21 protein-coding genes are annotated in these 21,671 nt (G+C 60.9%); 9 read left to right on the forward strand and 12 right to left on the reverse strand.

Annotated elements, in window-relative coordinates:
* Positions 1 to 47 precede the first annotated feature (47 nt).
* Together HGP16_RS03815 and uvrB are read right to left on the reverse strand one after the other, a co-directional pair.
* Complete coding sequence (locus HGP16_RS03815) at positions 48 to 506, reverse strand: SRPBCC family protein (protein ID WP_168838700.1); 459 nt, start codon at positions 504 to 506, stop codon at positions 48 to 50.
* A 188-nt stretch (positions 507 to 694) separates the two neighbouring features.
* Positions 695 to 3,598 carry an excinuclease ABC subunit UvrB gene (uvrB, locus tag HGP16_RS03820; RefSeq protein ID WP_168838701.1) on the reverse strand — a complete coding sequence of 968 codons (2,904 nt, stop codon included), beginning with the start codon at positions 3,596 to 3,598 and terminating at the stop codon, positions 695 to 697.
* Positions 3,599 to 3,882: 284 nt separating this feature from the next.
* Here uvrB and HGP16_RS03825 point away from each other — a divergent pair, with 284 nt between their 5' ends.
* Complete coding sequence (locus tag HGP16_RS03825; protein WP_168839157.1) at positions 3,883 to 5,133, forward strand: MFS transporter; 1,251 nt, start codon at positions 3,883 to 3,885, stop codon at positions 5,131 to 5,133.
* 53 nt (positions 5,134 to 5,186) lie between these two features.
* Here HGP16_RS03825 and HGP16_RS03830 read toward each other — a convergent pair whose 3' ends face one another.
* From HGP16_RS03830 to HGP16_RS03850, 5 genes are all read right to left on the reverse strand, one after another.
* Positions 5,187 to 5,702 (reverse strand): hypothetical protein, encoded by a 516-nt coding sequence (locus HGP16_RS03830; protein WP_168838702.1) that lies wholly within the window; start codon positions 5,700 to 5,702, stop codon positions 5,187 to 5,189.
* Between the two features lie 148 nt (positions 5,703 to 5,850).
* Positions 5,851 to 6,915 carry an SEL1-like repeat protein gene (locus HGP16_RS03835; protein ID WP_168838703.1) on the reverse strand — a complete coding sequence of 355 codons (1,065 nt, stop codon included), beginning with the start codon at positions 6,913 to 6,915 and terminating at the stop codon, positions 5,851 to 5,853.
* A gap of 55 nt (positions 6,916 to 6,970) precedes the next feature.
* Positions 6,971 to 8,563, reverse strand: a complete 1,593-nt coding sequence (locus tag HGP16_RS03840) for a tetratricopeptide repeat protein (RefSeq protein WP_168838704.1) — start codon at positions 8,561 to 8,563, stop codon at positions 6,971 to 6,973.
* A 120-nt stretch (positions 8,564 to 8,683) separates the two neighbouring features.
* Entirely contained in the window at positions 8,684 to 9,274 is a 591-nt protein-coding gene (locus tag HGP16_RS03845; RefSeq protein ID WP_168838705.1) for a hypothetical protein, read from the reverse strand.
* A 4-nt stretch (positions 9,275 to 9,278) separates the two neighbouring features.
* Positions 9,279 to 9,668, reverse strand: a complete 390-nt coding sequence (locus tag HGP16_RS03850) for an acyl-CoA thioesterase (protein WP_120664241.1) — start codon at positions 9,666 to 9,668, stop codon at positions 9,279 to 9,281.
* 245 nt (positions 9,669 to 9,913) lie between these two features.
* On the opposite strand from HGP16_RS03850, the gene HGP16_RS03855 reads away from it, so the two are divergent.
* From HGP16_RS03855 to HGP16_RS03880, 6 genes are all read left to right on the forward strand, one after another.
* A complete protein-coding gene (locus HGP16_RS03855; protein WP_168838706.1) occupies positions 9,914 to 11,107 on the forward strand; it encodes an extensin family protein in 1,194 nt (397 codons plus the stop codon).
* Between the two features lie 103 nt (positions 11,108 to 11,210).
* Positions 11,211 to 11,465 carry a hypothetical protein gene (locus HGP16_RS03860; protein WP_168838707.1) on the forward strand — a complete coding sequence of 85 codons (255 nt, stop codon included), beginning with the start codon at positions 11,211 to 11,213 and terminating at the stop codon, positions 11,463 to 11,465.
* A 385-nt stretch (positions 11,466 to 11,850) separates the two neighbouring features.
* Positions 11,851 to 12,777 (forward strand): ABC transporter ATP-binding protein, encoded by a 927-nt coding sequence (locus HGP16_RS03865; RefSeq protein WP_168838708.1) that lies wholly within the window; start codon positions 11,851 to 11,853, stop codon positions 12,775 to 12,777.
* Positions 12,774 to 13,535, forward strand: coding sequence for an ABC transporter permease (locus HGP16_RS03870; RefSeq protein WP_168838709.1), 762 nt, complete (start codon positions 12,774 to 12,776; stop codon positions 13,533 to 13,535). Before HGP16_RS03865 ends, HGP16_RS03870 begins: the two co-directional genes overlap by 4 nt.
* A 150-nt stretch (positions 13,536 to 13,685) precedes the next feature.
* A complete protein-coding gene (locus HGP16_RS03875) occupies positions 13,686 to 15,017 on the forward strand; it encodes a bifunctional folylpolyglutamate synthase/dihydrofolate synthase (RefSeq protein WP_168838710.1) in 1,332 nt (443 codons plus the stop codon).
* Positions 15,014 to 15,544, forward strand: a complete 531-nt coding sequence (locus tag HGP16_RS03880; protein ID WP_246703226.1) for a GNAT family N-acetyltransferase — start codon at positions 15,014 to 15,016, stop codon at positions 15,542 to 15,544. The genes HGP16_RS03875 and HGP16_RS03880 overlap by 4 nt, the downstream gene beginning before the upstream one ends.
* Before the next feature lie 30 nt (positions 15,545 to 15,574).
* Here HGP16_RS03880 and HGP16_RS03885 read toward each other — a convergent pair whose 3' ends face one another.
* From HGP16_RS03885 to HGP16_RS03900, 4 genes are all read right to left on the reverse strand, one after another.
* Entirely contained in the window at positions 15,575 to 16,480 is a 906-nt protein-coding gene (locus HGP16_RS03885; protein ID WP_168838711.1) for a DMT family transporter, read from the reverse strand.
* 108 nt (positions 16,481 to 16,588) lie between these two features.
* On the reverse strand, positions 16,589 to 17,290 hold the full coding sequence (locus HGP16_RS03890; RefSeq protein ID WP_168838712.1) for a TIGR02281 family clan AA aspartic protease: 702 nt from the start codon (positions 17,288 to 17,290) through the stop codon (positions 16,589 to 16,591).
* Positions 17,287 to 17,508 (reverse strand): DUF1289 domain-containing protein, encoded by a 222-nt coding sequence (locus tag HGP16_RS03895; protein WP_168838713.1) that lies wholly within the window; start codon positions 17,506 to 17,508, stop codon positions 17,287 to 17,289. Before HGP16_RS03895 ends, HGP16_RS03890 begins: the two co-directional genes overlap by 4 nt.
* A 19-nt stretch (positions 17,509 to 17,527) precedes the next feature.
* Positions 17,528 to 18,304 carry an adenosylcobinamide-GDP ribazoletransferase gene (locus HGP16_RS03900; protein WP_168838714.1) on the reverse strand — a complete coding sequence of 259 codons (777 nt, stop codon included), beginning with the start codon at positions 18,302 to 18,304 and terminating at the stop codon, positions 17,528 to 17,530.
* Positions 18,305 to 18,431: 127 nt separating this feature from the next.
* Here HGP16_RS03900 and cobT point away from each other — a divergent pair, with 127 nt between their 5' ends.
* Both cobT and HGP16_RS03910 read left to right on the forward strand, forming a co-directional pair.
* Positions 18,432 to 19,448 carry a nicotinate-nucleotide--dimethylbenzimidazole phosphoribosyltransferase gene (gene cobT / locus HGP16_RS03905; protein WP_168838715.1) on the forward strand — a complete coding sequence of 339 codons (1,017 nt, stop codon included), beginning with the start codon at positions 18,432 to 18,434 and terminating at the stop codon, positions 19,446 to 19,448.
* Between the two features lie 187 nt (positions 19,449 to 19,635).
* Positions 19,636 to 20,028, forward strand: coding sequence for a diacylglycerol kinase (locus HGP16_RS03910; protein ID WP_168838716.1), 393 nt, complete (start codon positions 19,636 to 19,638; stop codon positions 20,026 to 20,028).
* Between the two features lie 21 nt (positions 20,029 to 20,049).
* Here the strand turns inward: HGP16_RS03910 and HGP16_RS03915 are convergent, their stop codons facing one another.
* The gene (locus tag HGP16_RS03915) at positions 20,050 to 21,579 is read right to left on the reverse strand and encodes a sensor histidine kinase (protein ID WP_168838717.1); all 1,530 of its coding nucleotides are present in this window, start codon (positions 21,577 to 21,579) and stop codon (positions 20,050 to 20,052) included.
* Between the last annotated feature and the right edge of the window lie 92 nt (positions 21,580 to 21,671).

Below are 21,671 nucleotides of genomic sequence, written 5' to 3' on the forward strand. Positions count from 1 at the left end.
GCTTTGCTCTTCAGGTCACCGATCCTCGCGGCGCGGCACTCAAAGCGTCATCCGCTTTGGCCGTCGTGACCGCGCATGGCATCCGGACCGGGATCGCGTCCCGCGGCCACTTCGGCCATGCGGTCCAAATAATGCGCCCATCCCTTTGCATGGGCTTCGCATTGCTCCGGTGTCGGCAGGCCCGAATGGGTGAGGCGCACCAGCGTCCCGTCGGGTTGCTCGATCAGGTCGATCTCCACCAGGCTCGACCCCGGCGGCACTTCCTCGCTGCCTTCCCAGCCGAAACTGTAGGCGAGCCGGTGCACCGGCACGACTTCGCGAAACGAGCCGCGCGCGAAGCGGCTCCCGGTGACGTTGACGAGATAGATGCCGCCCGGCTGCGGTTCTGTCCGGGCTTCCGTGCCCATCCAGCGCAGGATCTTTTCGGGATCGGTCAGCAGCGCGAAGACGGCTGCGGGCGGCGCCGAGACATGGGTCTCGCGGCGGACGATCAAAGCTTCTGGCATCGGTCTCTCTCCCCTGGTTGCTGTCGCTCTCCCACCGGGACGAATACCTTCGTCCCTCAGTAGACCTCGTCATGCGATGGCATGTAGGAGCCATTGCCCTGGCAGCAAGACATCATTCGATGCCTGCAGGGCGTCGCTCCCCATAAACCGGCAGATCCGGGTGGCGGACTTGGGCGACTGCCGTCGCCTTACTGTCCGGGCCGTCCCGTCTTGCCTTTTGTCCGTCCCTTGCGCTGCTTCTCGTCCACCGGATCCTCATAGGAGCCGACGCCCGGTCTCGCGCGGGTGATCGGCTTGTCCGGTACTTTCCCCGTCACCGGCTTCTCGGTGCGGCCGACTGTCATTTCGTCCAATGTATTCCTGCGGAAAAGCGGCGTGCCGGCGTCGCTGCCCGGACCCATTTCGTCGAGGCTCGGCTTGGCGAAATAGGAGCGCTGTGTCCCGCCCTCCTGGTTCGAGACGGCCCTGCGGGCCTCCTCACCACGAGGGTTGCTGTTTGCTGCGATGCCTGCTCCGCCCTCATTCTGAGGTGCGGAGGACCCTGAGTTTGTCGAAGGGGAGCGGAGCCTCGAAGAATTGGGGCGGCCGCTACCCTTGCCACTTTCGAGGCTTCGGGCTTCCTCTCGGGCCAGCGGGTCGTCCATGGCGGCGAGCTCGACGGCCTTGAGGCGCTTGATCTCGTCGCGCAGCCGGGCGGCCTTTTCGAAGTCCAGGTCGGCGGCAGCATCGCGCATGGATTTTTCCAGCGCGTTGAGATGGGTCTGCAGATTGTTACCGACGAGGTGGCCGCCATCGGCAAAACCCTTGCCGGAGGCGCCGCCGATATCGGCGCGGACATGGTCCTTCTCGTAGACGCTGTCAAGAATGTCGGAGATCTTCGCCTTCACCGATTCCGGCGTGATGCCGTGCTCGATATTGTAGGCCATCTGCTTCTCGCGGCGGCGGCTGGTCTCGTCCATCGCCCGCTGCATCGAGCCGGTGATGTTGTCGGCATAGAGGATGACCTTGCCGTCGACGTTACGGGCGGCGCGGCCGATGGTCTGGATCAGCGACGTTTCCGAGCGCAGGAAGCCTTCCTTATCGGCATCGAGGATGGCGACGAAGCCGCATTCCGGAATGTCGAGGCCTTCGCGCAGCAGGTTGATGCCGACGAGCACGTCGAAAGCGCCGAGGCGCAGGTCGCGGATGATCTCGATGCGCTCCAGCGTGTCGATGTCGGAGTGCATGTAGCGCACGCGCACGCCCTGTTCGTGCAGATACTCCGTCAGGTCCTCGGCCATGCGCTTGGTGAGCACCGTGCAGAGGGTGCGATAGCCCTTGGCGGCCGTCTCACGGATTTCGCCGACGACGTCGTCGACCTGGGTGCGGGCCGAGCGGACTTCGACCGGCGGGTCGATCAGGCCGGTCGGGCGGATGACCTGTTCGGCGAAGACGCCGCCGGATTGTTCCATCTCCCAGCTGCCGGGCGTCGCCGACACCGCGATCGTATCCGGGCGCATCGCGTCCCATTCCTCGAAGCGCAGGGGACGATTGTCCATGCAGGAGGGCAGGCGGAAGCCATATTCGGCAAGCGTCGCCTTGCGGCGGAAGTCGCCCCGGTACATGCCGCCGATCTGGCTGACCGAAACGTGGCTTTCGTCGATGAACAGCAATGCGTTGTCGGGAATATATTCGAACAGCGTCGGCGGCGGCTCGCCAGGATTGCGGCCTGTCAGGTAGCGCGAGTAGTTCTCGATGCCGGCGCAGGAGCCTGTGGCCTCCAGCATTTCGACGTCATAGCGGGTGCGCTGTTCCAGACGCTGCGCCTCCAGCAGGCGTCCGGCCTTTTCCAGTTCGGCAAGCCGGATTTTCAGCTCTTCCTTGATCGCCTTGATGGCGCCGTTCAGTGTCGGGCGCGGCGTGACATAGTGCGAATTGGCGTAGATCTTCACCGATTTCAGGTCGCCGGTTTTCTGGCCGGTGAGGGGATCGAATTCGGTGATGGCGTCGATCTCGTCGCCGAACATGGAGATGCGCCAGGCGGCATCCTCCAGGTGGGCCGGGAAGATTTCGATCGTATCGCCGCGGACGCGGAAGGAGCCGCGGATGAAATCCATGTCGCGGCGCTTATATTGCTGCGCCACGAGGTCGGCCAGAAGCTGGCGCTGGTCCAGCCGGTCGCCGACATTCATCTGGAAGGTCATCGCCGTATAGGTTTCGACCGAGCCGATACCGTAGATGCAGGACACCGAGGCGACGATGATGCAATCGTCGCGCTCCAGCAGCGAACGCGTCGCCGAGTGGCGCATGCGGTCGATCTGCTCGTTGATTGAACTTTCCTTCTCGATGAAAGTGTCCGAGCGCGGCACATAGGCTTCCGGCTGGTAATAGTCGTAGTAGGAGACGAAATACTCGACCGCATTGTCGGGAAAGAAGTTCTTGAACTCGGAATAGAGCTGGGCTGCCAGCGTCTTGTTCGGCGCGAGAATGACGGCGGGGCGCTGCGTCGCCTCGATGACCTTGGCCATGGTGAAGGTCTTGCCGGAGCCGGTGACACCAAGCAGCACCTGGCTGCGGTCGCCATTCTCCAATCCTTCGACGAGATCGCGGATCGCCGTCGGCTGGTCGCCGGCGGGCTGGTATTCCGAGTCCATGCGGATCCGGATGCCGCCTTCTGATTTGGCCGGCCGGGCAGGGCGGTGCGGCGTCCAGAGCTTGCCGTCCTTGAACAGCGGATTGCCGCTTTCGATCAGCTTCGACAGCGCCTCGACCGTCGCCGTGACAGCAGTACCGGCATTGGCGGCATTTTCCAGCGATGTATCCATGCCGGATACGGGGTTGAGGCCCGCGGCGGCGCGCGTCTTCGGATCGGTCGATCCACCCATCGAGGTGCCGCGCGCCGATTTGGAGGCGGCGATTTCCACCTTCTTGCGATGCTTGCCAGCCTTCGAGGCAATCTCGCGCTGGGTCTCGATGCCTGATGTTTCGGCATCGGCTTCGAGCTGCTTCACCCAGTCGGCAACACTGCCGCTGAGCGGCGCGCCCTCAAACGATGCCTGCGGCGCCTCTTCGAAACCGGACGGGGCGTATGGTTTTTTCGGTGATTTGGCCATGCGCCGAATATGGCGACAGAAGGCGCGGATGTGAAGGGGCAAAGAGTACAAAAGGGAAACGAAACGGCGGATTTTTCCATTCGCCGGAGATGTCAAATATGTTACAACCCAGGGGCGGCCGATGCGTTATCGCTGATCTGAAAGTCCGCATAGCGCGATCCTCGCAGGCGCCAACGGAGGAACCAGCCGCAACGTCGACATGCCCGGCCAGTGCCGGGTTCCCCCAGCTTCGACGGCATCCGGTATTGCCCGCCTCGCCGCCGCCATCCGGTCGGAGGATCATGATGACCGCATTGGATAGCTTACGTTCCTTGTCCCCCCAGCAACGAAACACCGTCATCGCAGCCTATTTGGGCTGGACGCTGGATGCTTTCGATTTCTTCATTTTGGTTTTCGTTCTCAAGCATATAGCCGAAGAATTTCACACGGACGTTCCGGCGGTTGCCGTGGCGATCTTCCTTACCCTCGCCATGCGGCCGCTTGGCGCGCTGATCTTCGGCCTTGCGGCGGATCGCTTCGGCCGGCGTACGACCTTGATGGTCGACGTGCTGCTTTACTCCATATTCGAATTCCTGACCGGCTTTTCGACCGGGTTGACGATGTTCCTCGTTTTGCGCGCGCTTTTCGGCGTCGCCATGGGCGGCGAATGGGGCGTGGGGGCATCGCTGACGATGGAGACGATACCGGAGGAGTCGCGCGGCCTCGTGTCCGGCATTCTGCAGGCCGGTTATCCCTCCGGCTATCTGATTGCCTCGATCGTGTTCTTCCTGCTGTTTCCGATCATCGGCTGGCGCGGCATGTTCATCGTCGGTGCGCTGCCGGCGCTGCTGGTACTCTACATCAGGCGCAGTGTGCAGGAATCGCCGGCTTTCCTGGAGCGGCAATCCAAACCGCAGCGGCCATTCCTTACCGTGCTGCGGGAGAATATTCCGCTATTCATCTGGGCCGTGCTTCTGATGACGGCGTTCAACTTCTTCAGCCATGGCACCCAGGACCTTTATCCGACATTCTTGGAAGCCCAGCGGCAATATGATTCCTACACGGTCGGCGCCATCGCCATCGTCTATAATATCGGTGCCATCGTCGGCGGTATGTCTTTTGGCATGTTGTCACAGCGCATCGGCCGCCGTCGCGCCATCGTCATCGCCGCGCTATTGGCCATTCCGGTCGCGCCGCTCTGGGTCTATGGGCAAGGACCGGTGATGCTTGCGATCGGCGCCTTCCTGATGCAGCTTTTCGTGCAGGGCGCCTGGGGCATTGTCCCCGTGCATCTCAACGAATTGTCGCCGGACGAGGTGCGCGGCACGTTCCCCGGATTTGCCTATCAGCTCGGCAATCTGCTGGCGTCTGGCAATGCCTCGATCCAGGCGGGCCTGGCGAAGCAGTGGAACGGCGATTACGCCCTGGCGCTGCTGATCGTCGCCTGCATCGTGGCCGTCGTCGTGGCGCTGTTTGCCGGCTTCGGCTTCGAGAAAAAGGGAGTTCGGTTTGGCGGTAAGGACGCCGGGCAAGCCGATAGCGTCATGCAAACCTGAACCGCTTTGCCATCATACCGCCTTGAGGCCGGCAGTCCATGCCGGCCCTTCTTTCACTTTCCGCAGATTTCCGAGATCTTGGCCTGGGCAAAGTCCCGCGCCAGATCCTGCAGGCCGCCGACGGAGGATATCAACTCGCCGATGGGTCCGTTGATGCCGACGCGCAGGTCGGTGATGTGGCAGGCGCCGACGTCGACTGTCATCGAGGCGTCCAGCTCACCCTTAATCGTCGTCTTGAGCACCCCGTGCGACTTGCAGGCCATTTCGGCACGGGCGTTGACCTGGACGCCTCCGTTCGGAGCGTCGCAGACGTCGAGCGACTTCACCTCGAACTTGTCCTTGTGATCGACACCCGGCAACTTCTTGCACGGATCGGCCTCGTTCACCGATTTCTCGATCTGCGGGCCGAACTTGCTCTGCAGCAGCGACCAGCACGAGCCGGGCGCGGCTTCCGCCGGCGTTGCTGTTAGTGGCAGCGGCGACAGCGGCAAGACGACGGCCGCGGCAAGCAAAGCCATGCGAAGCGGCGGCAGGAGCAAGACGGGGGGCATGGAGTATTTCAGGTTCACGGCGATCTATCCTCGCAAGAGAAGAAGCTGCAATTGAGGCCCGGCGTGGCGCTACTCTTCCATCTCTTCCTGCGCCAAGGCAATCCCCCGTCGCGACGTTCAATCCTTGACGACCATTGTGTCGCAGAAGCGGTCATAGAAGATCAGCTTATATCGGGATGCCTTGCTCGCTCGAGCCTTCATTCTCGTCCGGGTTGCCCTCATAGCCCAAGCGCTTTGCCTTGCGGAACCATTCCAGCGCCCTGGCGGAATCAGACGCGACGCCGTCACCGTCACGGTACATCATGCCGAGATTATAGGCGGCATCGGCATAGCGATGCGCCGCCGCCCGCTCGAACCAGTAGATCGCCTGAGGACCGTTCTTGGTGACACCTTCGCCGTCGCGGAACATGACGCCGAGATTGTATTCGGCTTCGACATCGTTCTGCGCCGCGGCTTTCAAGAACCATGCGATTGCCTGGCCATCGTCCTGTTTCACCCCGTCGCCATCGGCGTACATCGCGCCGACGTTGAATTGAGCGCTGGGATCGCCCTGATCGGCCGCCCTTTTGAACCAGGAAAGAGCTGTCGCGCCGTCCTTGGCAACACCCTCGCCGTCGCGATACATGATGCCGAGATTGTACTGAGCCTCGATCTTACCCTGTTCGGCGGCCTTTAGGTACCACATGGCGGCGCTGCGCTTGTCCTTATCTGTGCCATCGCCCTGATCGCACATGGTGCCGACATTGAACTGCGCATCCATGTCGCCCTGTTCAGCGGCCTTGCTGTACCAGGCAAAGGCCTGCGGCTTGTCCTTGAGAGCGCCTTCACCCGTATCGTAGGCGACGCCGAGATTGTATTGCGCGTTGAGGTATCCCTGCGCAGCGGCCTTCTTGTACCAGAGAACGGCCTGGCTCTTGTCGGCGGTGACGCCTTCGCCCTGATCGTACATAGTGCCGACGTTGAACTGCGCTTCGGCGCTGCCCTGATCGGCGGCCTTCTTGTACCAGCTGAGCGCCAATGTGTAGTTTTTCTCGACGCCGTCAGCTTGCTCGTACATTTGCCCGAGTTTCAGCTGCGCCGCGACGTTGCCCTTGTTTGCCAAGGGACGCCAGTAATCCACGCCGGTCTTGAAATCTCCACGATCATAGCTGTTCCGCCCGACGTCGGCGTGCGCCGTCGCCATCGACGCCAGCACGAAGAGCAAACCTACAGCCCCTTTCTTCCAATTCACGATCTACCCCGCAGTCGAAAATCCGTTCTATCAAGATAGCAAGCTCTTGCGACCGTCAGGGCAAGAGCGCCATCAGCAAGTGAAATATGATCCAGCCCGTCGTGTCGCCGGTGCCCTTCTTTCCGGCTGCTCCCTGTCCCAATGGTCCGAGATCCTTGATCGGACCCTCGCCATTGGCTTCCATATAGCCGAGGCCGTGCTGCGCTTCCGGCAATCCTCTCGCCGCCGCCTTGTTGAACCAATCGGCGGCAATTGTGGAGTCCTTCGGCACGCCATAGCCGTTATAATACATATATCCAAGACCATATTGCGCACGGGCGTCGCCCTGGCCGGCGGCCTTGCGAAACAGGTCGACAGCCTGTCCATAGTCTTTGGTGACGCCGGCGCCCTGATAATAAAGATAGGCGAGGGCATACTGACCCTGTGCGTTGTTTTGGTCGGCCGCCTTGCGATACCAGCCTGCCGCCGCCGCTTTGTCCGGCTTCGCCCCCTGACCGGTGTCGTAGAGGTAGCCAAGGGCGTATTGTGCATCCGCATGTCCCTGGCCGGCGGCCTTCCCATACCATTCGAACGCCTTGCCGTAATCCTTTGCGACGCCGCGACCGGCCGCATACATGTAGGCGAGGGCGTATTCGCCTTGCGCGTCGCCCTGTTCGGCGGCCCTGCGGTACCACCTCGCCGCGCTGCCGTCGTCTACCTTCACGCCCTGGCCGTTGGCGTAGAGATAGCCGATGGCATATTGGGCATCGGGGCTCCCCTGATCGGCAGCCTTGCGATACCATTGAAGCGCCTGCCTGTAGTCCCGGGCGACGCCCGTCCCGTTCGCGAGGCTATAGCCGATGGCATATTGGGCATCGGCGCGGCCTCCTTCGGCCGCTTTCATGTACCAGGAAAAGGCTTCGGCATCGTCCTGCCCGACGCCCCTGCCATTGGCATAGGAGTGGCCGACGGCATACTGGCCCTGCGTGCTTCCTTGATCGCCCGCTTTTTTGTACCAGGCGACCGCCTGATTCTGATCTTCTTCCGTGCCTTCGCCGTTGTCGTACATATAGCCGACAGCATATTGGGCATCGGAACGGCCCTGATCCGCCGCCTTGCGATACCAGCCGAGCGCGATGGCTTTGTCCTCATGGACGCCACGGCCGTTTGCGTACATGTAGCCGAGGGCATATTGGGCTTGTGCCTGGCCCTGGGCGGCGGATTTCTGGTACCAGGTGACGGCGTCTTCATTATCGGCATCCATGCCCCGGCCGTTGGCGTAGGAATAGCCGATGGCATATTGAGCGTCGGCATTGCCCCGTTGCGCCGACCTCAGATACCAGTCGTTTGCCTGCTTCAGGTCGACATCGACGCCGCGACCGCTGGCATACATATAGGCCAGCGCATACTGTGCCTGCGCATTACCCTGGTCGGCCGATTTCCGATACCAATCGACCGCCTGGGCATCGTCCCGTTCCACGCCCTGGCCGTTGGCGTAGCGATAGCCGAGACCGTATTGCGCGGCCGGATTGCCCTGGTTTGCGAATTCCACCCAGTATTTCAAGTCGATCGTGGTATTGGCCGGCCCCGGAGCGGGGTCTTCGGCGTAGGCAAGCCAAGGCAATGAAAGAGCAACCGCCAATCCCAATGCATAGCTCTTTGTCTTCAAAGCTTACGTCCCCCACCTGCGTCTCAGACGGCAATCGATCTGAACAATATGGCGATGTCTTGGTCAAGGATTGTGGAGCATCGGAATGTCAGTCGTTTTCTTCCGAGCGGAATGCGAACCTTATCCCGGAAGCACGTCGTAGAGACGGAAGATCCACGTGATCTGATAGATCAGCCCGACGATTACGAACGCTGCCTGGAAACGCCGGTTGGCGGTGATCGCGGCAATGATGCATAGGACGATGTAGACGACATTGCGTATGGGATACTCCCAGCCGAGGGACTGGAAATAGGCCTCGCCCTTCAGCAATGTATCGATGAGATCGACGGCATAGGTCACTGCAAGCAAGCCGAAAAACCAGCGGCGGCGGGAGATGAAATATTCCTCGAAGCCGCCGTAATCCTCAACCGAATGCGGATTTAGCAACACGCAGAGGAAATAGAAGAGGCAGCAGAAGCAGATGAGAAAGAGGTAGACGCCGAAATTGATCTGCGCGACGGATTGCAACCGATATTCCCACCACCAGAAATGGATGATGAACAGGAACATCGACAATATCCAGCCGAGATGGACGAGATAGATCCTGTGCTTGCCGGGCGCCTGCACGAAGCCGGCGAGCCTCGTCAGAAGCTGAGCGAGCGAGAGGCCGATCACCATGCTCATGACCGTCCGGATATAGACGTAGACTTCCGGCGTGTGTGCTGGGCCCATAACGTCAGCTCTCCTCTGGTACGGCCTTCGGCGCTCCGTTCTCGTCAAGCGCGACCATGATGAACGTTGCGGCAGTGACTTTTTCCAGCGTGTTGAAACGCGCCCTGTGCGCCCATGCCTCGACATTCAGCGTGATGGAGGTGCGGCCGACGCGGTCGATGTCGGTAAAGACGCTCAGCGTATCGCCGATCTTGACCGGCAGCTCGAAAGCCATCTCCTTCACCGCCGCCGTGACCACGCGGCCGCGCGCGCGTTCGGCCGCGCGGATGCCGCTCGCCAAGTCCATCTGCGCCATGACCCAGCCGCCGAAGATATCGCCGGCAGGATTGGCGTCGGCGGGCATGGCAAGCGTGCGCAATGTCAGCTCGCCTCTCGGTTTGACGCTGTCGTTCATTCATCTGCTCCTGTTTTTCGGCTCGATTCCCCTTTTCAGCCTATGCAATCCAGGCGCGATGGAAAAGACAATGTTGACGTTTCTGCCTCGAACTTCCGTGAGGCGAAAGGTGAATTCCGTGCCGTTTCGTTACCTTGTCGCGCCAGGCTGAGCCACGCCGACCGGCGACGGTAAGCTTTCGTTCACCCTTCCCATTTAGGATTTGTAATCGTTACCGACCGTGGCTGGGGCAGCGGATCAGGAGTATGACCATTTTACCCATTCTACGGCGGGTCGCGCTGCCATTGCTATTGTCGTCGGCACTTGTCGCCTGCACGGCAGACAGCCTCGTGCCGCCTTCCGGCATCGACAGCTCCTCGCGCGTCGGCTCCATCAAGCCGCATAAGAGCGTGCCGCAGCGGCAGTTCGCCTATCCAGGCATGCAGGATCCCGTCGTCTCCACCTCGAACAACTATAAGAATGGTGGTCCCGTCCGTTCCACCGGAACAGGTGAGGCGGTGACCACGTCCGACGTCGAAATCGGTCTGGCGCAGCAATCGAACGTTCCGCCGCAGGGCGTCAATATGGATGCCGAGCTCGGCGTCGGGCCGAGCGAGGAGGAGCAGTCTCCATCGGTGGTCGGGCTGGCGCAGGAAGAGCAGCAGAACATCGCTGAAGGCGAGTCCGATCAGCCTGTCGTCGGCGGCATCGGCACCGATGCGCCGGTGCAGACCAACCGCTCCGCACTTCAGCGGCCGGCCGCGCAGGCCGAACTCAACCAGTCGCGGGTACCGAGGCAGCAGCCGGGAACGCAGGTCGCCATGCTGCCGCGTATCGAAAACCCCGTACCGCGCCTCGACCAACAGTTCGAAGCGCCGCAATCGACGCCGGGCATGATGCCGCCTTCGGAAGTTGCCTGCCGTCAGGAGCTGCAGCGCATGGGTGTAGTCTATGCGGACAAGCCGGCGATTTCGAACGGTCCCTCATGCCAGGTTCCCTATCCGGTCTCGCTCAGTGGTCTCTCGGGCAACATCGCCGTCAGGCCTGCCGTCACATTGAATTGCCAGGTGACGCTCGCTTTCGCCAAATGGGTGAAGAACGAGTTGGCCCCGGCGGCGCGTACGCGCTACTGGTCCGGCATCGGCACGGTCGTTCCGCTCGGCGGCTATTCTTGTCGGCGGATGAACAATAGCCGGCAACGCTATAACCCGATGTCGGAACATGCCCACGGCAATGCCATCGATGTCGGCACCTTCGTCCTGAAGAACGGCCATGTGATCGATGTGCGCAGGAAGGGTCTGTTCTCCTTCCGGGAAGGGCGGCTGCTGAAAGCCGTGCGTACCGATAGCTGCCGCTATTTCGATACAGTGCTTGGTCCGGGCAGCAATCCGGAACACTGGAACCATTTCCATTTCGATCTCCGGGACCGAAAGGGTGGCCGACGCTATTGCAGCCTCTGATAGGCGTTTCGCCGGGGCAGCATCCACACTTGCCGGACGGGCAAGCTGATTTACCTATCGAGGAAATCGCGCTTAATTACGCGAGCCGAGTACAGGAGGGGTCATGGAAGAAGCACCAAGACGAAAGAGAAGCCTGGGACGGGCGCTCGTTGCCGCACTGATTGCCATCATTCTCGTCATCGGCGGCCGCTGGTATGCTTACGTCGCCTACGCCGACGATCCATTCGACGAGGTCGGCATCGGCCTTAATTCAATGATGCCGGGACCCATCCGCGACAAGGGCTGCGAGATGCTGAAGGCTCGCTTCGAACACAAGACATTGCCGCCGGCTGGTTGCGGCGTCAACGGCAGCTGGTAACGGTCACTCCATCGATCGCAAGCCGGCAAAAAAGAAAAAAGCCGGCTGGTGCCGGCTTGAGCGGTGCATGGCAACGACGGGGGATCCTTGCCTGCTCCAGAAAAGAACTTCATGTTGCAATGATGCATGCAATATGACTACGAAGGCAATAAATTGGCTAGTAACAGCAGGCGCCGACGTGTCGCCAAGAGGCATTGGGCGGAGTTGCGACGAACGTTGCTCACCTAAGGAGCTATATGCCCGACGAAGGTCACGATTTGATGACAGCTTATTTGGCTTAGGCGAACGCTGTGTTTCACGACCGTGGGGTGGTAAAAGCTCAGAGCCGGTTATATAGCGGGCAAACGCCGCGAAATTCATCACAAAAGCCGGACTTTGCCTCACCATGGCTCCGATCATTTCCATCCGCAATCTTACCAAGACATATTCTAACGGGTTCCAGGCGCTGAAAGGCGTCAACCTCGACATCGAGCGAGGTGAAATCCTGGCCTTGCTCGGGCCGAACGGCGCGGGCAAGACGACGCTGATTTCCATCGTCTGTGGGATCGCCAATCCGAGCGGCGGCACGGTGACGGTCGGCGGTCATGACGTCGTGCGCGATTTCCGCGCCACGCGCAGCATGATCGGCCTGGTGCCGCAGGAGCTGACGACCGATCAGTTCGAAACGGTCTGGAATACCGTCAGCTTTTCGCGCGGACTGCACGGCAAGAAGCCGAACCCGGAATATATTGAGAAGGTGCTTCGCGATCTGTCGCTGTGGGAGAAGAAGGACAACACGCTTCGCCAGCTTTCGGGAGGCATGAAGCGGCGCGTGCTGATCGCCAAGGCGCTTTCGCATGAACCGGAGATCCTTTTCCTGGATGAGCCGACGGCCGGCGTCGACGTGACGCTGCGCAAGGACATGTGGCATGTGGTCGAGCGCCTGCGTGCTTCCGGCGTCACGATCATTCTGACGACGCATTACATCGAAGAGGCCGAAGAGGCTGCGGATCGAGTGGGCGTCATCAATGGCGGCGAGCTGCTGCTGGTGGAGGAGAAGAAGGCGCTTATGGCAAAGCTCGGCCGCAAGCAGCTTATCCTCGATCTCAGCGAGCCGCTGGATGCCGTCCCTGACCGTCTCGACGGCAATGGGCTTTCGCTTGGGCCGAATGGCATGACGCTGGTCTATGACTTCGATGCGCATCACGAACAGTCCAGCATCGCGGCTCTGCTCTCGAAACTGGCGGCTGAGGGAATTCATTTCAAGGACCTCTCGACGCGCCAGAGTTCGCTCGAGGATATTTTCGTATCGCTGGTGGAGGCAGGCAAATGAACTTCGAAGCGGTCAAGTCCATTTATTCTTTCGAAATGGCCCGCACGCGCCGCACTTTGCTGCAGAGCGTCGTCTCGCCGGTCATTTCCACCTCGCTCTATTTCATCGTCTTCGGCGCTGCGATCGGATCGCGGATCAATCTCGTCGAGGGCGTGTCCTATGGGGCGTTCATCACGCCCGGCCTGATCATGCTGACCTTGCTCGGTCAGTGCATCAGCAACGGCTCCTTCGGTATCTATTTCCCGAAATTCACGGGCACGATCTATGAAGTCCTATCGGCGCCCGTCGCCATGACTGAGATTGTTCTCGGCTATGTGGGTGCGGCGGCGACCAAGGGGATGCTGATCGGCCTGATCATTCTGGCGACGGCGAGCTTCTTCGTCGATATCAGGATCGAGCATCCGTTCATGATGATCCTGTTTTTCGTACTGACGGCCGTGACCTTCAGCCTGTTCGGCTTCATGATCGGCATATGGGCCGGGAATTTCGAGCAGCTGAATTTGATCCCGATGCTGGTCGTGCCGCCGCTTACCTTCCTCGGCGGCAGCTTCTACTCGATCAACATGCTGCCGCCCTTCTGGCAGGCGGCCAGCCACCTCAATCCAGTTCTCTATCTCGTCAGCGGCTTTCGCTGGAGCTTCTATGGCATTGCCGACGTCAATCCGGTGCTGAGCCTTGCGATGATCACGTTTTTCCTCGCGGTCTGTCTGGTTATCCTCGGGTGGATTTTCAGGACCGGCTATCGGCTGAGAAACTGACGGCGGAGCCTTTTAGGTCTTGCTACCCGCGTCGCCGCATGGAGTTCATCGATCCTGACTTGACCTAGCGAGGCGGTCGGGTGTCCATAGCCGTGAGAGACGTTCAAGTCGTTTCCCGACGTCAGTCTGAAATCCTGCCGAAGGTATTCCATGCCGCAATCCCATCCGAGCCACTCGCTATCCCAAGCACTCTCCCGGCTCGATCAACTGACCAATTGGGAGCGCAAGCCGCGCGGGGAGATGCGGGTCGGTCTCGAGCCCATGCTCGATCTGATGCAGCGGCTGGGCAATCCCCATCGGAACTTTCGCGCCATCCATGTCGCCGGCACCAAGGGCAAGGGATCGGTCTCAGCACTTCTCGAGGCCGGATTGGTGCGAGCCGGCTGGCAGGTCGGCCGTTATGCGTCACCGCATGTCGACCGTGTGAACGAGCGCATCAGCGTTCTGGGCCGGGAGGTCGGGGACGATACGCTGGCAGGGGCGATCACGCAGGTTCTCGACAGCTATGAGAGTGCGAAGCGGGCAGCGACGGCTGGCGAAGATGCCACCTGGTTCGATGTGATAACGGCCGCCGCCTTCGTCGTGTTCAGAGATGCCGGCTTGAACTGGATCGTTGCCGAGGTGGGGCTTGGCGGCAGGCTGGATTCGACGAATGTGGTTTTCGGCGAAGTTGCCATCGTCACCAATATCGGGCTCGAGCATACGGAAATTCTTGGGGTCACGCGCGAGGCGATCGCGCGGGAGAAGGTCGGCATATTGAAGCCCGGTGCGACGCTTGCCACCATGCTTGCCGCCGATGATGCCGCAGGGCATGTCTTGCAGCAGCGTGCCGATGAACTTGGCTGTGAAGTGCTTCGAACTGACCTTCCCGAGGATGCGACGATTGCGGACACGAATATAGCGCTGGTCGGCCTGGTATTCGATCATCTGGGACGGCAAGGCGAGAGCGCGCGGGAAGGAAGCGAAAAAGATCGGCCCATCGGTGCATGGCTGCTCGAACCCGCGGTGATCGAAAAGGCACGTCTGCCGGGTCGGATGGAGCGCTTCGACTTTGCGCTGCCGCCTGCATCTGCAAATGGACGGCAAACCCTGCCCATAATCATGGATGGCGCGCATGTGCCGTTCAACATCGAGGCTGTGCTGCGCGACATCGCGCGCTCCTCCGGCGTCAGCGGCGATTGCGTCGTTATCGTCGCGCTGGCGTCCGACAAGGATGCCAGCGGCTTTGTGAAGGTACTTTCCCGATACGCCGCCTATTCGGTCTTTACGGAAGCATCGGGATCTGGCCGGGCTCGTGCGGCAAACGAGCTGGAAGCGCTTGGAAAATCCATGGGCATGGCCTGCGAAGCCGAGCCGGACCCGCACGAAGCGCTCAATCGCGCCGTTGCAAAGGCTGCGGAACGTGGCGGCTGGATCCTTGTGACCGGTTCGCTCTACCTGGTCGGCGCATTGCGCGGCACCGTCCTGGGGAATGTCGGATGACGATGGAAATTGCGATCAGGCCTGCTCTTGCCGACGATGTCACCGACATGGCGAGGCTGCATCGCGCGATCTGGTGCGACACCTATCGCGACCTTGTGTCCGCAGAAATTTATCGGGTGCTCGACGAGGATTTCCGCCGCTTGCGATGGGCCGATATGCTCGCAAATCCCCGTAGGGATCAGCGCGTGCTTCTGGCCGAGCAGGGAGATCGGCTTGTTGGCATCGGCGCGATCAATGCGCCGTCCGATGCCGTATTCGAGGGGCGAGGCGAGATAAAATCGCTCTATGTCGATGCTTCCATCAAACGCCAGGGACTTGGCCGCCGTCTGATGCGAGAATTGGCGCGAGAACTTCTTTCCATGGGCTATTCGGGCGCGGCGCTTGGCGTCGTGGTCGGCAATGAACCGGCGATCGCTTTCTATCGTGCGCTCGGAGGGCAACTGATCGGCCGATACACGGATCCGGGTCCGGTCTGGCGCTCCGACAACTTCATTTTCGCGTGGGACGACTTGTCCATCCTGATCTGATTGTCCCATGCGAGCCGATTGGAACCGATTTCATTCGGCTGCAACCGGCCGGCGCGGCGCGATGGTCATGGCCATGACGCCTACGACGACACAGACGAGACCGATGGCTGCCGTCGGCGACAGAGGCTCGCCGAGGAAGGCCACGCCGATGCCGACGCCGATCGGGACGCGCAGATAGGCCTGTGCCGTCGTGCCGACCGAGCCGAGTGTCTGGATGAGCCGGAAGTAGATGCTGAAGGCGAGGGCGGTGGAGACGACCGACAGGCCGAGAAGCGCGAGGATCGAAGCCGTCGACGGCGCGATCCGCCAGGGTTGCTCGACAATCAGGCTGGCCGGAATGAGAAGAGCTGCGCCGCAGAGCAGCGAACCGGCGGCCGGCATCATCGGATCCAGCCCCTTGAAATTGCGGCCGAACAGGGCGGCACAGCCATAGCAGACGGATGCCGCGACGACGGCGAGCTGTGCCGGCAACTGGCGGCCCACGCCATGCAGCGCATCGAGGCCGATGATCAGGCAAATGCCCGCCATGCCGGCGATCACACCGAAAAGCTTGCGTCCGGTCAGCGGCTCGCTACGCAGCAGGAAAGCGGCGATCAGGAAGGTGAAAATGGGCGTCGTCGAATTCAATATGGTCGCGAGACCGGCATCGACGGTCTGTTCCGCCCAGGCGATCAGCGTGAAGGGAATGGCACTGTTGAGGCAGGATTGAATAAGAAAACGCTTCCAGGTGGCTGCGTCCCTCGGCAGGCTCAGGCCGCGCCAGCGAATGATCGCAAACAGGACGAGGCCGGCTATCAAGGTGCGGGCGGCGATCAGCGTGATTGGCGGGATGGTCGCCACGCCGACGCGGATGAAAGTGTAAGAGGCGCCCCAGCAGGTCGCGAGAGCGAAAAGAAGCAGCAGTTCCGTCGTTATGTTTGATTTTGCGGGCGTCATGGGTGCTTCACTCTTCATACGGGGTTCGGATCTGCCGTCTTTTAGAGTGAAGGGGCCAACGAATGCTTCGGTCCTGGCCGAACTATCGAATTCGACCGATCGTTTCGTTTAGTCGCGAAGCCGGAGTTCGTCGGTCTGCATCTGCATCGAACCCAAGGTTTCGAGAAAACTCATGCCGAGCAGGCTCTGGTCCAGCTTGCCCGCTTCAGCCACGCTCGCTTCGACATCCCTGCGCTTGATCGGGCCGATGGCCACGGAGCCGAGTTCCACGGGAGCTGCCATGGCGCGGCCGTTGGCCGTCAATACAGTCATGGAATAGGTGAGATTTTCGGGAATGATGCCGACGCGCTCGGCGTCTTCCTGCGAAAGCGCGATGGTGCTGGCACCGGTGTCGATCAGCATGTCGATCGGTTGGCCGTTGATCATGACCCGGGCTTCGAAATGCCCGCTCGAGCGCTTGTGGAGGATAACTTCCTGGGCTCCTTCGCTTGTCGTGACGACGACGGCATGGCCTGGCATCAGGCCGGCGAAGACGCGATTTCCGACCTGTTCGGCATCGCGGCGATAGATATAGGCGGTCGCGAGCGCCATGATGATGACAAGCCAGATCAGGAGATTGCGGATCGACTGGCTGACGGTATGGCGGCTCGCCCAGACGGCGGCGCTCATCATCAGGGCAATCGGCAGGAGATAGACGACGCGAGCGAAGTCGTCGTTGTGCATGCCGAAAGTCGTGCCGGTATTGCTGTTGAAGATGAGCAGAGCGAGGCCGATGCCAAGAATGGCGAGAACGATGTTCAGGCGGTTCATACGGCACTGCGCTCCCGTGCCATCCTTTGGCGGCGGGTTTCCCTGCGCGGCTTGCGCTCGACCTGTTCCAGGCGCTCCGGAAGCGCCTCCACGATCTGGCGACGTTCGTCGTCGCTATAATTCATCCATGCACCGATCTCCGCTGATGTGCGGCCGCAGCCGAAGCAATAGCCGGTCATTTGGTCGATGGAGCAGACAAGGATGCAAGGTGTCAGCATGAGATCATATATCGATGCTTCAAACGCACATGGCAAGAGTACAGAGGGAGGCGATCTCGCAAATCTGCTGCGTCGCGCCGATCGTGTCGCCGGTGTGGCCGGACAGTTTTTGCCGCATGTACCTGGTGACGAAAAATGTCACGGTGCTGGTCACAAGAAGGCAGGCAACGAGTGCGGGAACACCAAGCGCAGGCCCGATGAGGAGCGCGGCGAGGCCGAGTGCGGCGATCAATGCCAGTTGCATGGCATCGCCATCCGGCTTGCCTGCCGAAGCTGCTATTCCATCCGGTTTGGCGGGCGGCAGGGCATACCAATGCCAAACCATCGCGCCGCGGCTCAAGGCGGCGCTTGCGAGAACGGCGATGGCGGCTTCGGAAGGTGGAAGGTGGCGGGCGAGGGCGGCGAGAGCTGCGGCGCGCAGTCCGAAAGACAAGATCAGCGCCGTCGCACCATAGGTGCCGATGCGGCTGTCCTTCATGATTTCAAGTGCGCGTTCGCGGTCCTTGCCGCCTCCGACCCCGTCGGCGGTATCGCTGAGCCCATCTTCATGAAGAGCGCCTGTTGTGATCGTCTGCACGGTGAGGGCCAGCAGTGCCGCCATCAATGGATCGGCATTGACGGCAAGCAGCGTGGCGAAGGTCAGGGCGGCGGGCAGGACGACCAGCAGGCCGGCGAAAGGGAAGGTACGGGAAACGCGCGCAAGCTTGCCGTCATAGCCTCCGAAGAAGGATGCCGGCACGGGAATGCGGCTCAAGAAAGCGACCGCGCGCGCGATGTCGCGCATATATTCCCGCATTTCTTCCTCTCCCCGCCATGACCGCGACGGCATCGGGCGCTTTTGGAGTTGTTCGCGCCGATTCCGAAGACTAATAGAGTCGCACGCAAAGAACCCGATTTGAGACGAAAAGACAAGGAACGCATTCATGAGCGTCAGCGGCCTCCCATTCGACGATTTCCGCGCATTGCTGCGTGACCTGCCGGGGCCGGATGCCCGGGCACTCGTGGCAGCGCGCGAGCGTGATGCGCAACTCACCAAGCCGCCTGGCGCGCTTGGCCGGCTCGAAGAGATTGCTTTCTGGCTGGCCGCCTGGACCGGGCGTGCGCCGGCCGTGACCCGGCCTCTGGTTGCGATCTTTGCCGGCAATCACGGTGTCACCAAGCAGGGAATTACGCCGTTTCCTTCCTCGGTGACCCAGCAGATGGTGGAAAATTTCGCGGCCGGCGGTGCGGCCATCAACCAGATTTGTGTCGCCTATGATCTCGGCCTCAAGGTCTTCGATCTGGCGCTCGATTTCCCGACGGGCGACATCACGGAAGAGCCGGCACTCAGCGAGCGTGATTGCGCTGCCACCATGGCCTTCGGCATGGAAGCGATTGCCGGCGGCACCGATCTGCTCTGCATCGGCGAGATGGGCATCGGCAACACCACGATCGCCGCGGCCATTCATTACGCACTCCATGGTGGCAAGGCGGAGGACTGGGTCGGCCCAGGCACCGGCTCCGAAGGCGAGATGCTGAAGCGCAAGATCGCAGCCGTCGAGAAGGCGGTGGCGCTGCATCGCGACCATCTCTCCGATCCGCTGGAAATCCTGCGCCGCCTCGGCGGCCGCGAGATCGCCGCGATGGCCGGCGCCATCCTTGCCGCGCGCATGGAACGCATTCCCGTCATCATCGACGGCTATGTCGCGACGGCTGCCGCCTCCATTCTCAAGGCGGCCAATCCTTCCGCGCTCGATCACTGCCTGATCGGTCACGTTTCGGCAGAGCCGGGACATTTGAAGTCGATCGAGAAGCTCGGAAAGACGCCGCTTCTGGCGCTCGGCATGCGGCTTGGCGAAGGCACGGGTGCGGCATTGGCCGCCGGCATCGTCAAGGCCGCGGCCGCCTGCCATTCGGGCATGGCGACATTCGAGAGCGCCGGCGTTACCAACAAGCATTGAAAATCGTGGGCGGCGAGACGTTGAAATAAGCGTTTCGCCGCTAAATTTCCTGTAGACGATCGGTTTTTCGTCATAAATCTGTAATGAATTTGGGGTCGCCGGGACGCGTCGCCTTGCTTCGCTCACGGTGAGGCGGTATTCGCAAGGCATCCAGATTGCAAACCGGGACATTACGGGCGGAACGCGAATGGCTGAGTTTTCAAAGCAGACGGTCACCAAGGAGACGGGGGTTCGGCACTTTTTCGCCGCCGCCGGTTATTCCTGGGGTGGTTTTCAGCGGCTGCTGCAGGAATCGGCCTTCCGGCAGGAACTCCTCTTCGCGGCGGTTTCGTTGATCCTGTTGATCGCCGTTGGCGCGACGATCGGCGAAATCGTCATCGGCATGGTGCTCTTTCTCGGCGTTTTCGCGATCGAAGCCATGAACACGGCGGTTGAAGAGGTCATCGACCGGATATCGCCGGAGATTTCCAATGTCGGCAAGCATGCCAAGGATCTCGGTTCGTTTGCCGTTCTCTGCATGCTGGTCGCTTCCGGAATTTACCTGCTGTACGTCATCGGCAGCCATCTGCTGTTCCGTTAAGTTGCGGAACCCAAGCTTTGCTCAGGCGAAGCTCTTCTTGCGCCGCTCGACGAGAGGGGCGTCTTCGATTGCCGGCAGGCTTTGCAGCACGCGCTTGGCTGGCAAGATGGCGATGACTTCGGTGCCTTCCCGCAGCTTGGATTTCAGCACGAACTGACCGTCATGCTTGGCAAGAATGGCTTGCACGATCGGCAGGCCGAGGCCCGTGCCCTGCTCGGCGCTCTTGATGGCGATCGAGCCTTGTCCGAAGGCTGAAAGCACGACCGGTATCTCTTCCTCGGGGATGCCAGGTCCGTTGTCCTTGATCGCCACATATTCCCCGCCGCCGGCCGTCCAGCCGACCTTGACGGCAATCTCGCCGCTTTGCGGCGTGAATTTCACCGCATTCGACAGCAGATTGAGGATCACCTGGCGCAACGATTTCTCATCGGCCCAGACAGAAGGCAGCTGCGCTTCGAATTGCGAGGAGATCGAAATGTTCTTGGCGCGGGCACGCAGCTGCACCATGCCGATGCAATCCTCGGCAATATCGAGCAGGGAAATCGCTTCCTCGTTCAATTCATATTTGCCGGCCTCGATGCGCGAGAGGTCGAGGATTTCGTTGATGAGGTTGAGCAGATGCTGTCCCGATCGGTGGATATCGGTGGTATATTCGCGATAGGTCGGGTTGTTCAATGGCCCCATGACTTCCGCGGACATGACTTCGGAAAAGCCGAGAATGGCATTCAAGGGCGTTCTGAGTTCGTGCGACATGGAGGCGAGGAAGCGCGATTTGGCGAGATTTGCTTCCTCGGCACGCCGGCGCGCTTCGTCCGACATGGACTTTGCGACTTCCAGTTCCGCGATCAGGTCGTCCTTCTCGGACTGGAAGGAGAGGATCTTGAGGTTGGACTGATACATGCGGATGGTGATGAAGGTGAAGAACACGACGGCAACGGAGATGGCGGCGGTCAGCGCAATGTCCGAGGGCTTTCGAGTGAGGATGGCGGTCACGACCAGCGCGACGGTGACCGGCGCAAAGGAAAAGGGTACGGCGCGCGGCAGCATGAAACTGGACATCGCGGTGATACCGATCGCCACCAGCAGGGCCGCGCCCTTGTAGAGCGCGAAGCTGTCGCCGCCGCAGGTCGAACAGTTCTGCATGGCAAAGATTGCCCAGCAGAGGCCCATCAGCAATTGCCCGAGCAGGAAGACCTGCCGCCATTTCCTGGCGCCTTCCGTCGAGATTTCCTGTTTCCGTGCCTTCCGGCCAAGCAGCATGTTGATGGCATGCGCCGTCAGGATCGGGACGGTCCAGAAGAAGATCTGCGCGTCTCGCGTCAAATAGACACCGAGCACAGCGACGATGATGGCAAAGATCGGAACGACCGCGGCGCTCTGCAGTAGCGTGTCGATGTGCATAAGCATCATTTCGCGGTCGAAATTGCGGCTATGGCCGTTCTGAAGGCGCTCGCGCGTCTGCCGCACGGCCTTCGACACAGCCCGGTTGCGGTGGCTGCGCGATCGGTCGACGATATTCTTATCTGTCGATGTGCTGACGCCGGTGCTCATGGTTACATTGAAACTTGGCCTGCCTGAGATTACAGACTAGCGTCCAAACCTTAAGAAGATACTGCGTCGAAATGATTTGTTTGCCATCTTCG

The sequence above is a fragment of the Rhizobium sp. P40RR-XXII genome, assembly GCF_012641405.1.
Classification (GTDB): Bacteria; Pseudomonadota; Alphaproteobacteria; order Rhizobiales; family Rhizobiaceae; genus Rhizobium.

Excerpts from the sequence above, each read along its gene's own strand:
- HGP16_RS03845 (WP_168838705.1), bottom strand. The coding sequence starts at position 9,274 with ATGGGCCCAGCACACACGCCGGAAGTCTACGTCTATATCCGGACGGTC.
- uvrB (WP_168838701.1), bottom strand. The coding sequence starts at position 3,598 with ATGGCCAAATCACCGAAAAAACCATACGCCCCGTCCGGTTTCGAAGAG.
- HGP16_RS03910 (WP_168838716.1), top strand. The coding sequence starts at position 19,636 with ATGGCTGAGTTTTCAAAGCAGACGGTCACCAAGGAGACGGGGGTTCGG.
- HGP16_RS03870 (WP_168838709.1), top strand. The coding sequence starts at position 12,774 with ATGAACTTCGAAGCGGTCAAGTCCATTTATTCTTTCGAAATGGCCCGC.
- HGP16_RS03850 (WP_120664241.1), bottom strand. The coding sequence starts at position 9,668 with ATGAACGACAGCGTCAAACCGAGAGGCGAGCTGACATTGCGCACGCTT.
- HGP16_RS03900 (WP_168838714.1), bottom strand. The coding sequence starts at position 18,304 with ATGCGGGAATATATGCGCGACATCGCGCGCGCGGTCGCTTTCTTGAGC.
- HGP16_RS03915 (WP_168838717.1), bottom strand. The coding sequence starts at position 21,579 with ATGAGCACCGGCGTCAGCACATCGACAGATAAGAATATCGTCGACCGA.
- HGP16_RS03875 (WP_168838710.1), top strand. The coding sequence starts at position 13,686 with ATGCCGCAATCCCATCCGAGCCACTCGCTATCCCAAGCACTCTCCCGG.
- HGP16_RS03825 (WP_168839157.1), top strand. The coding sequence starts at position 3,883 with ATGACCGCATTGGATAGCTTACGTTCCTTGTCCCCCCAGCAACGAAAC.
- HGP16_RS03855 (WP_168838706.1), top strand. The coding sequence starts at position 9,914 with ATGACCATTTTACCCATTCTACGGCGGGTCGCGCTGCCATTGCTATTG.
- HGP16_RS03895 (WP_168838713.1), bottom strand. The coding sequence starts at position 17,508 with ATGCTGACACCTTGCATCCTTGTCTGCTCCATCGACCAAATGACCGGC.
- HGP16_RS03865 (WP_168838708.1), top strand. The coding sequence starts at position 11,851 with ATGGCTCCGATCATTTCCATCCGCAATCTTACCAAGACATATTCTAAC.
- HGP16_RS03815 (WP_168838700.1), bottom strand. The coding sequence starts at position 506 with ATGCCAGAAGCTTTGATCGTCCGCCGCGAGACCCATGTCTCGGCGCCG.
- HGP16_RS03890 (WP_168838712.1), bottom strand. The coding sequence starts at position 17,290 with ATGAACCGCCTGAACATCGTTCTCGCCATTCTTGGCATCGGCCTCGCT.
- HGP16_RS03885 (WP_168838711.1), bottom strand. The coding sequence starts at position 16,480 with ATGACGCCCGCAAAATCAAACATAACGACGGAACTGCTGCTTCTTTTC.
- HGP16_RS03860 (WP_168838707.1), top strand. The coding sequence starts at position 11,211 with ATGGAAGAAGCACCAAGACGAAAGAGAAGCCTGGGACGGGCGCTCGTT.
- HGP16_RS03880 (WP_246703226.1), top strand. The coding sequence starts at position 15,014 with ATGACGATGGAAATTGCGATCAGGCCTGCTCTTGCCGACGATGTCACC.
- cobT (WP_168838715.1), top strand. The coding sequence starts at position 18,432 with ATGAGCGTCAGCGGCCTCCCATTCGACGATTTCCGCGCATTGCTGCGT.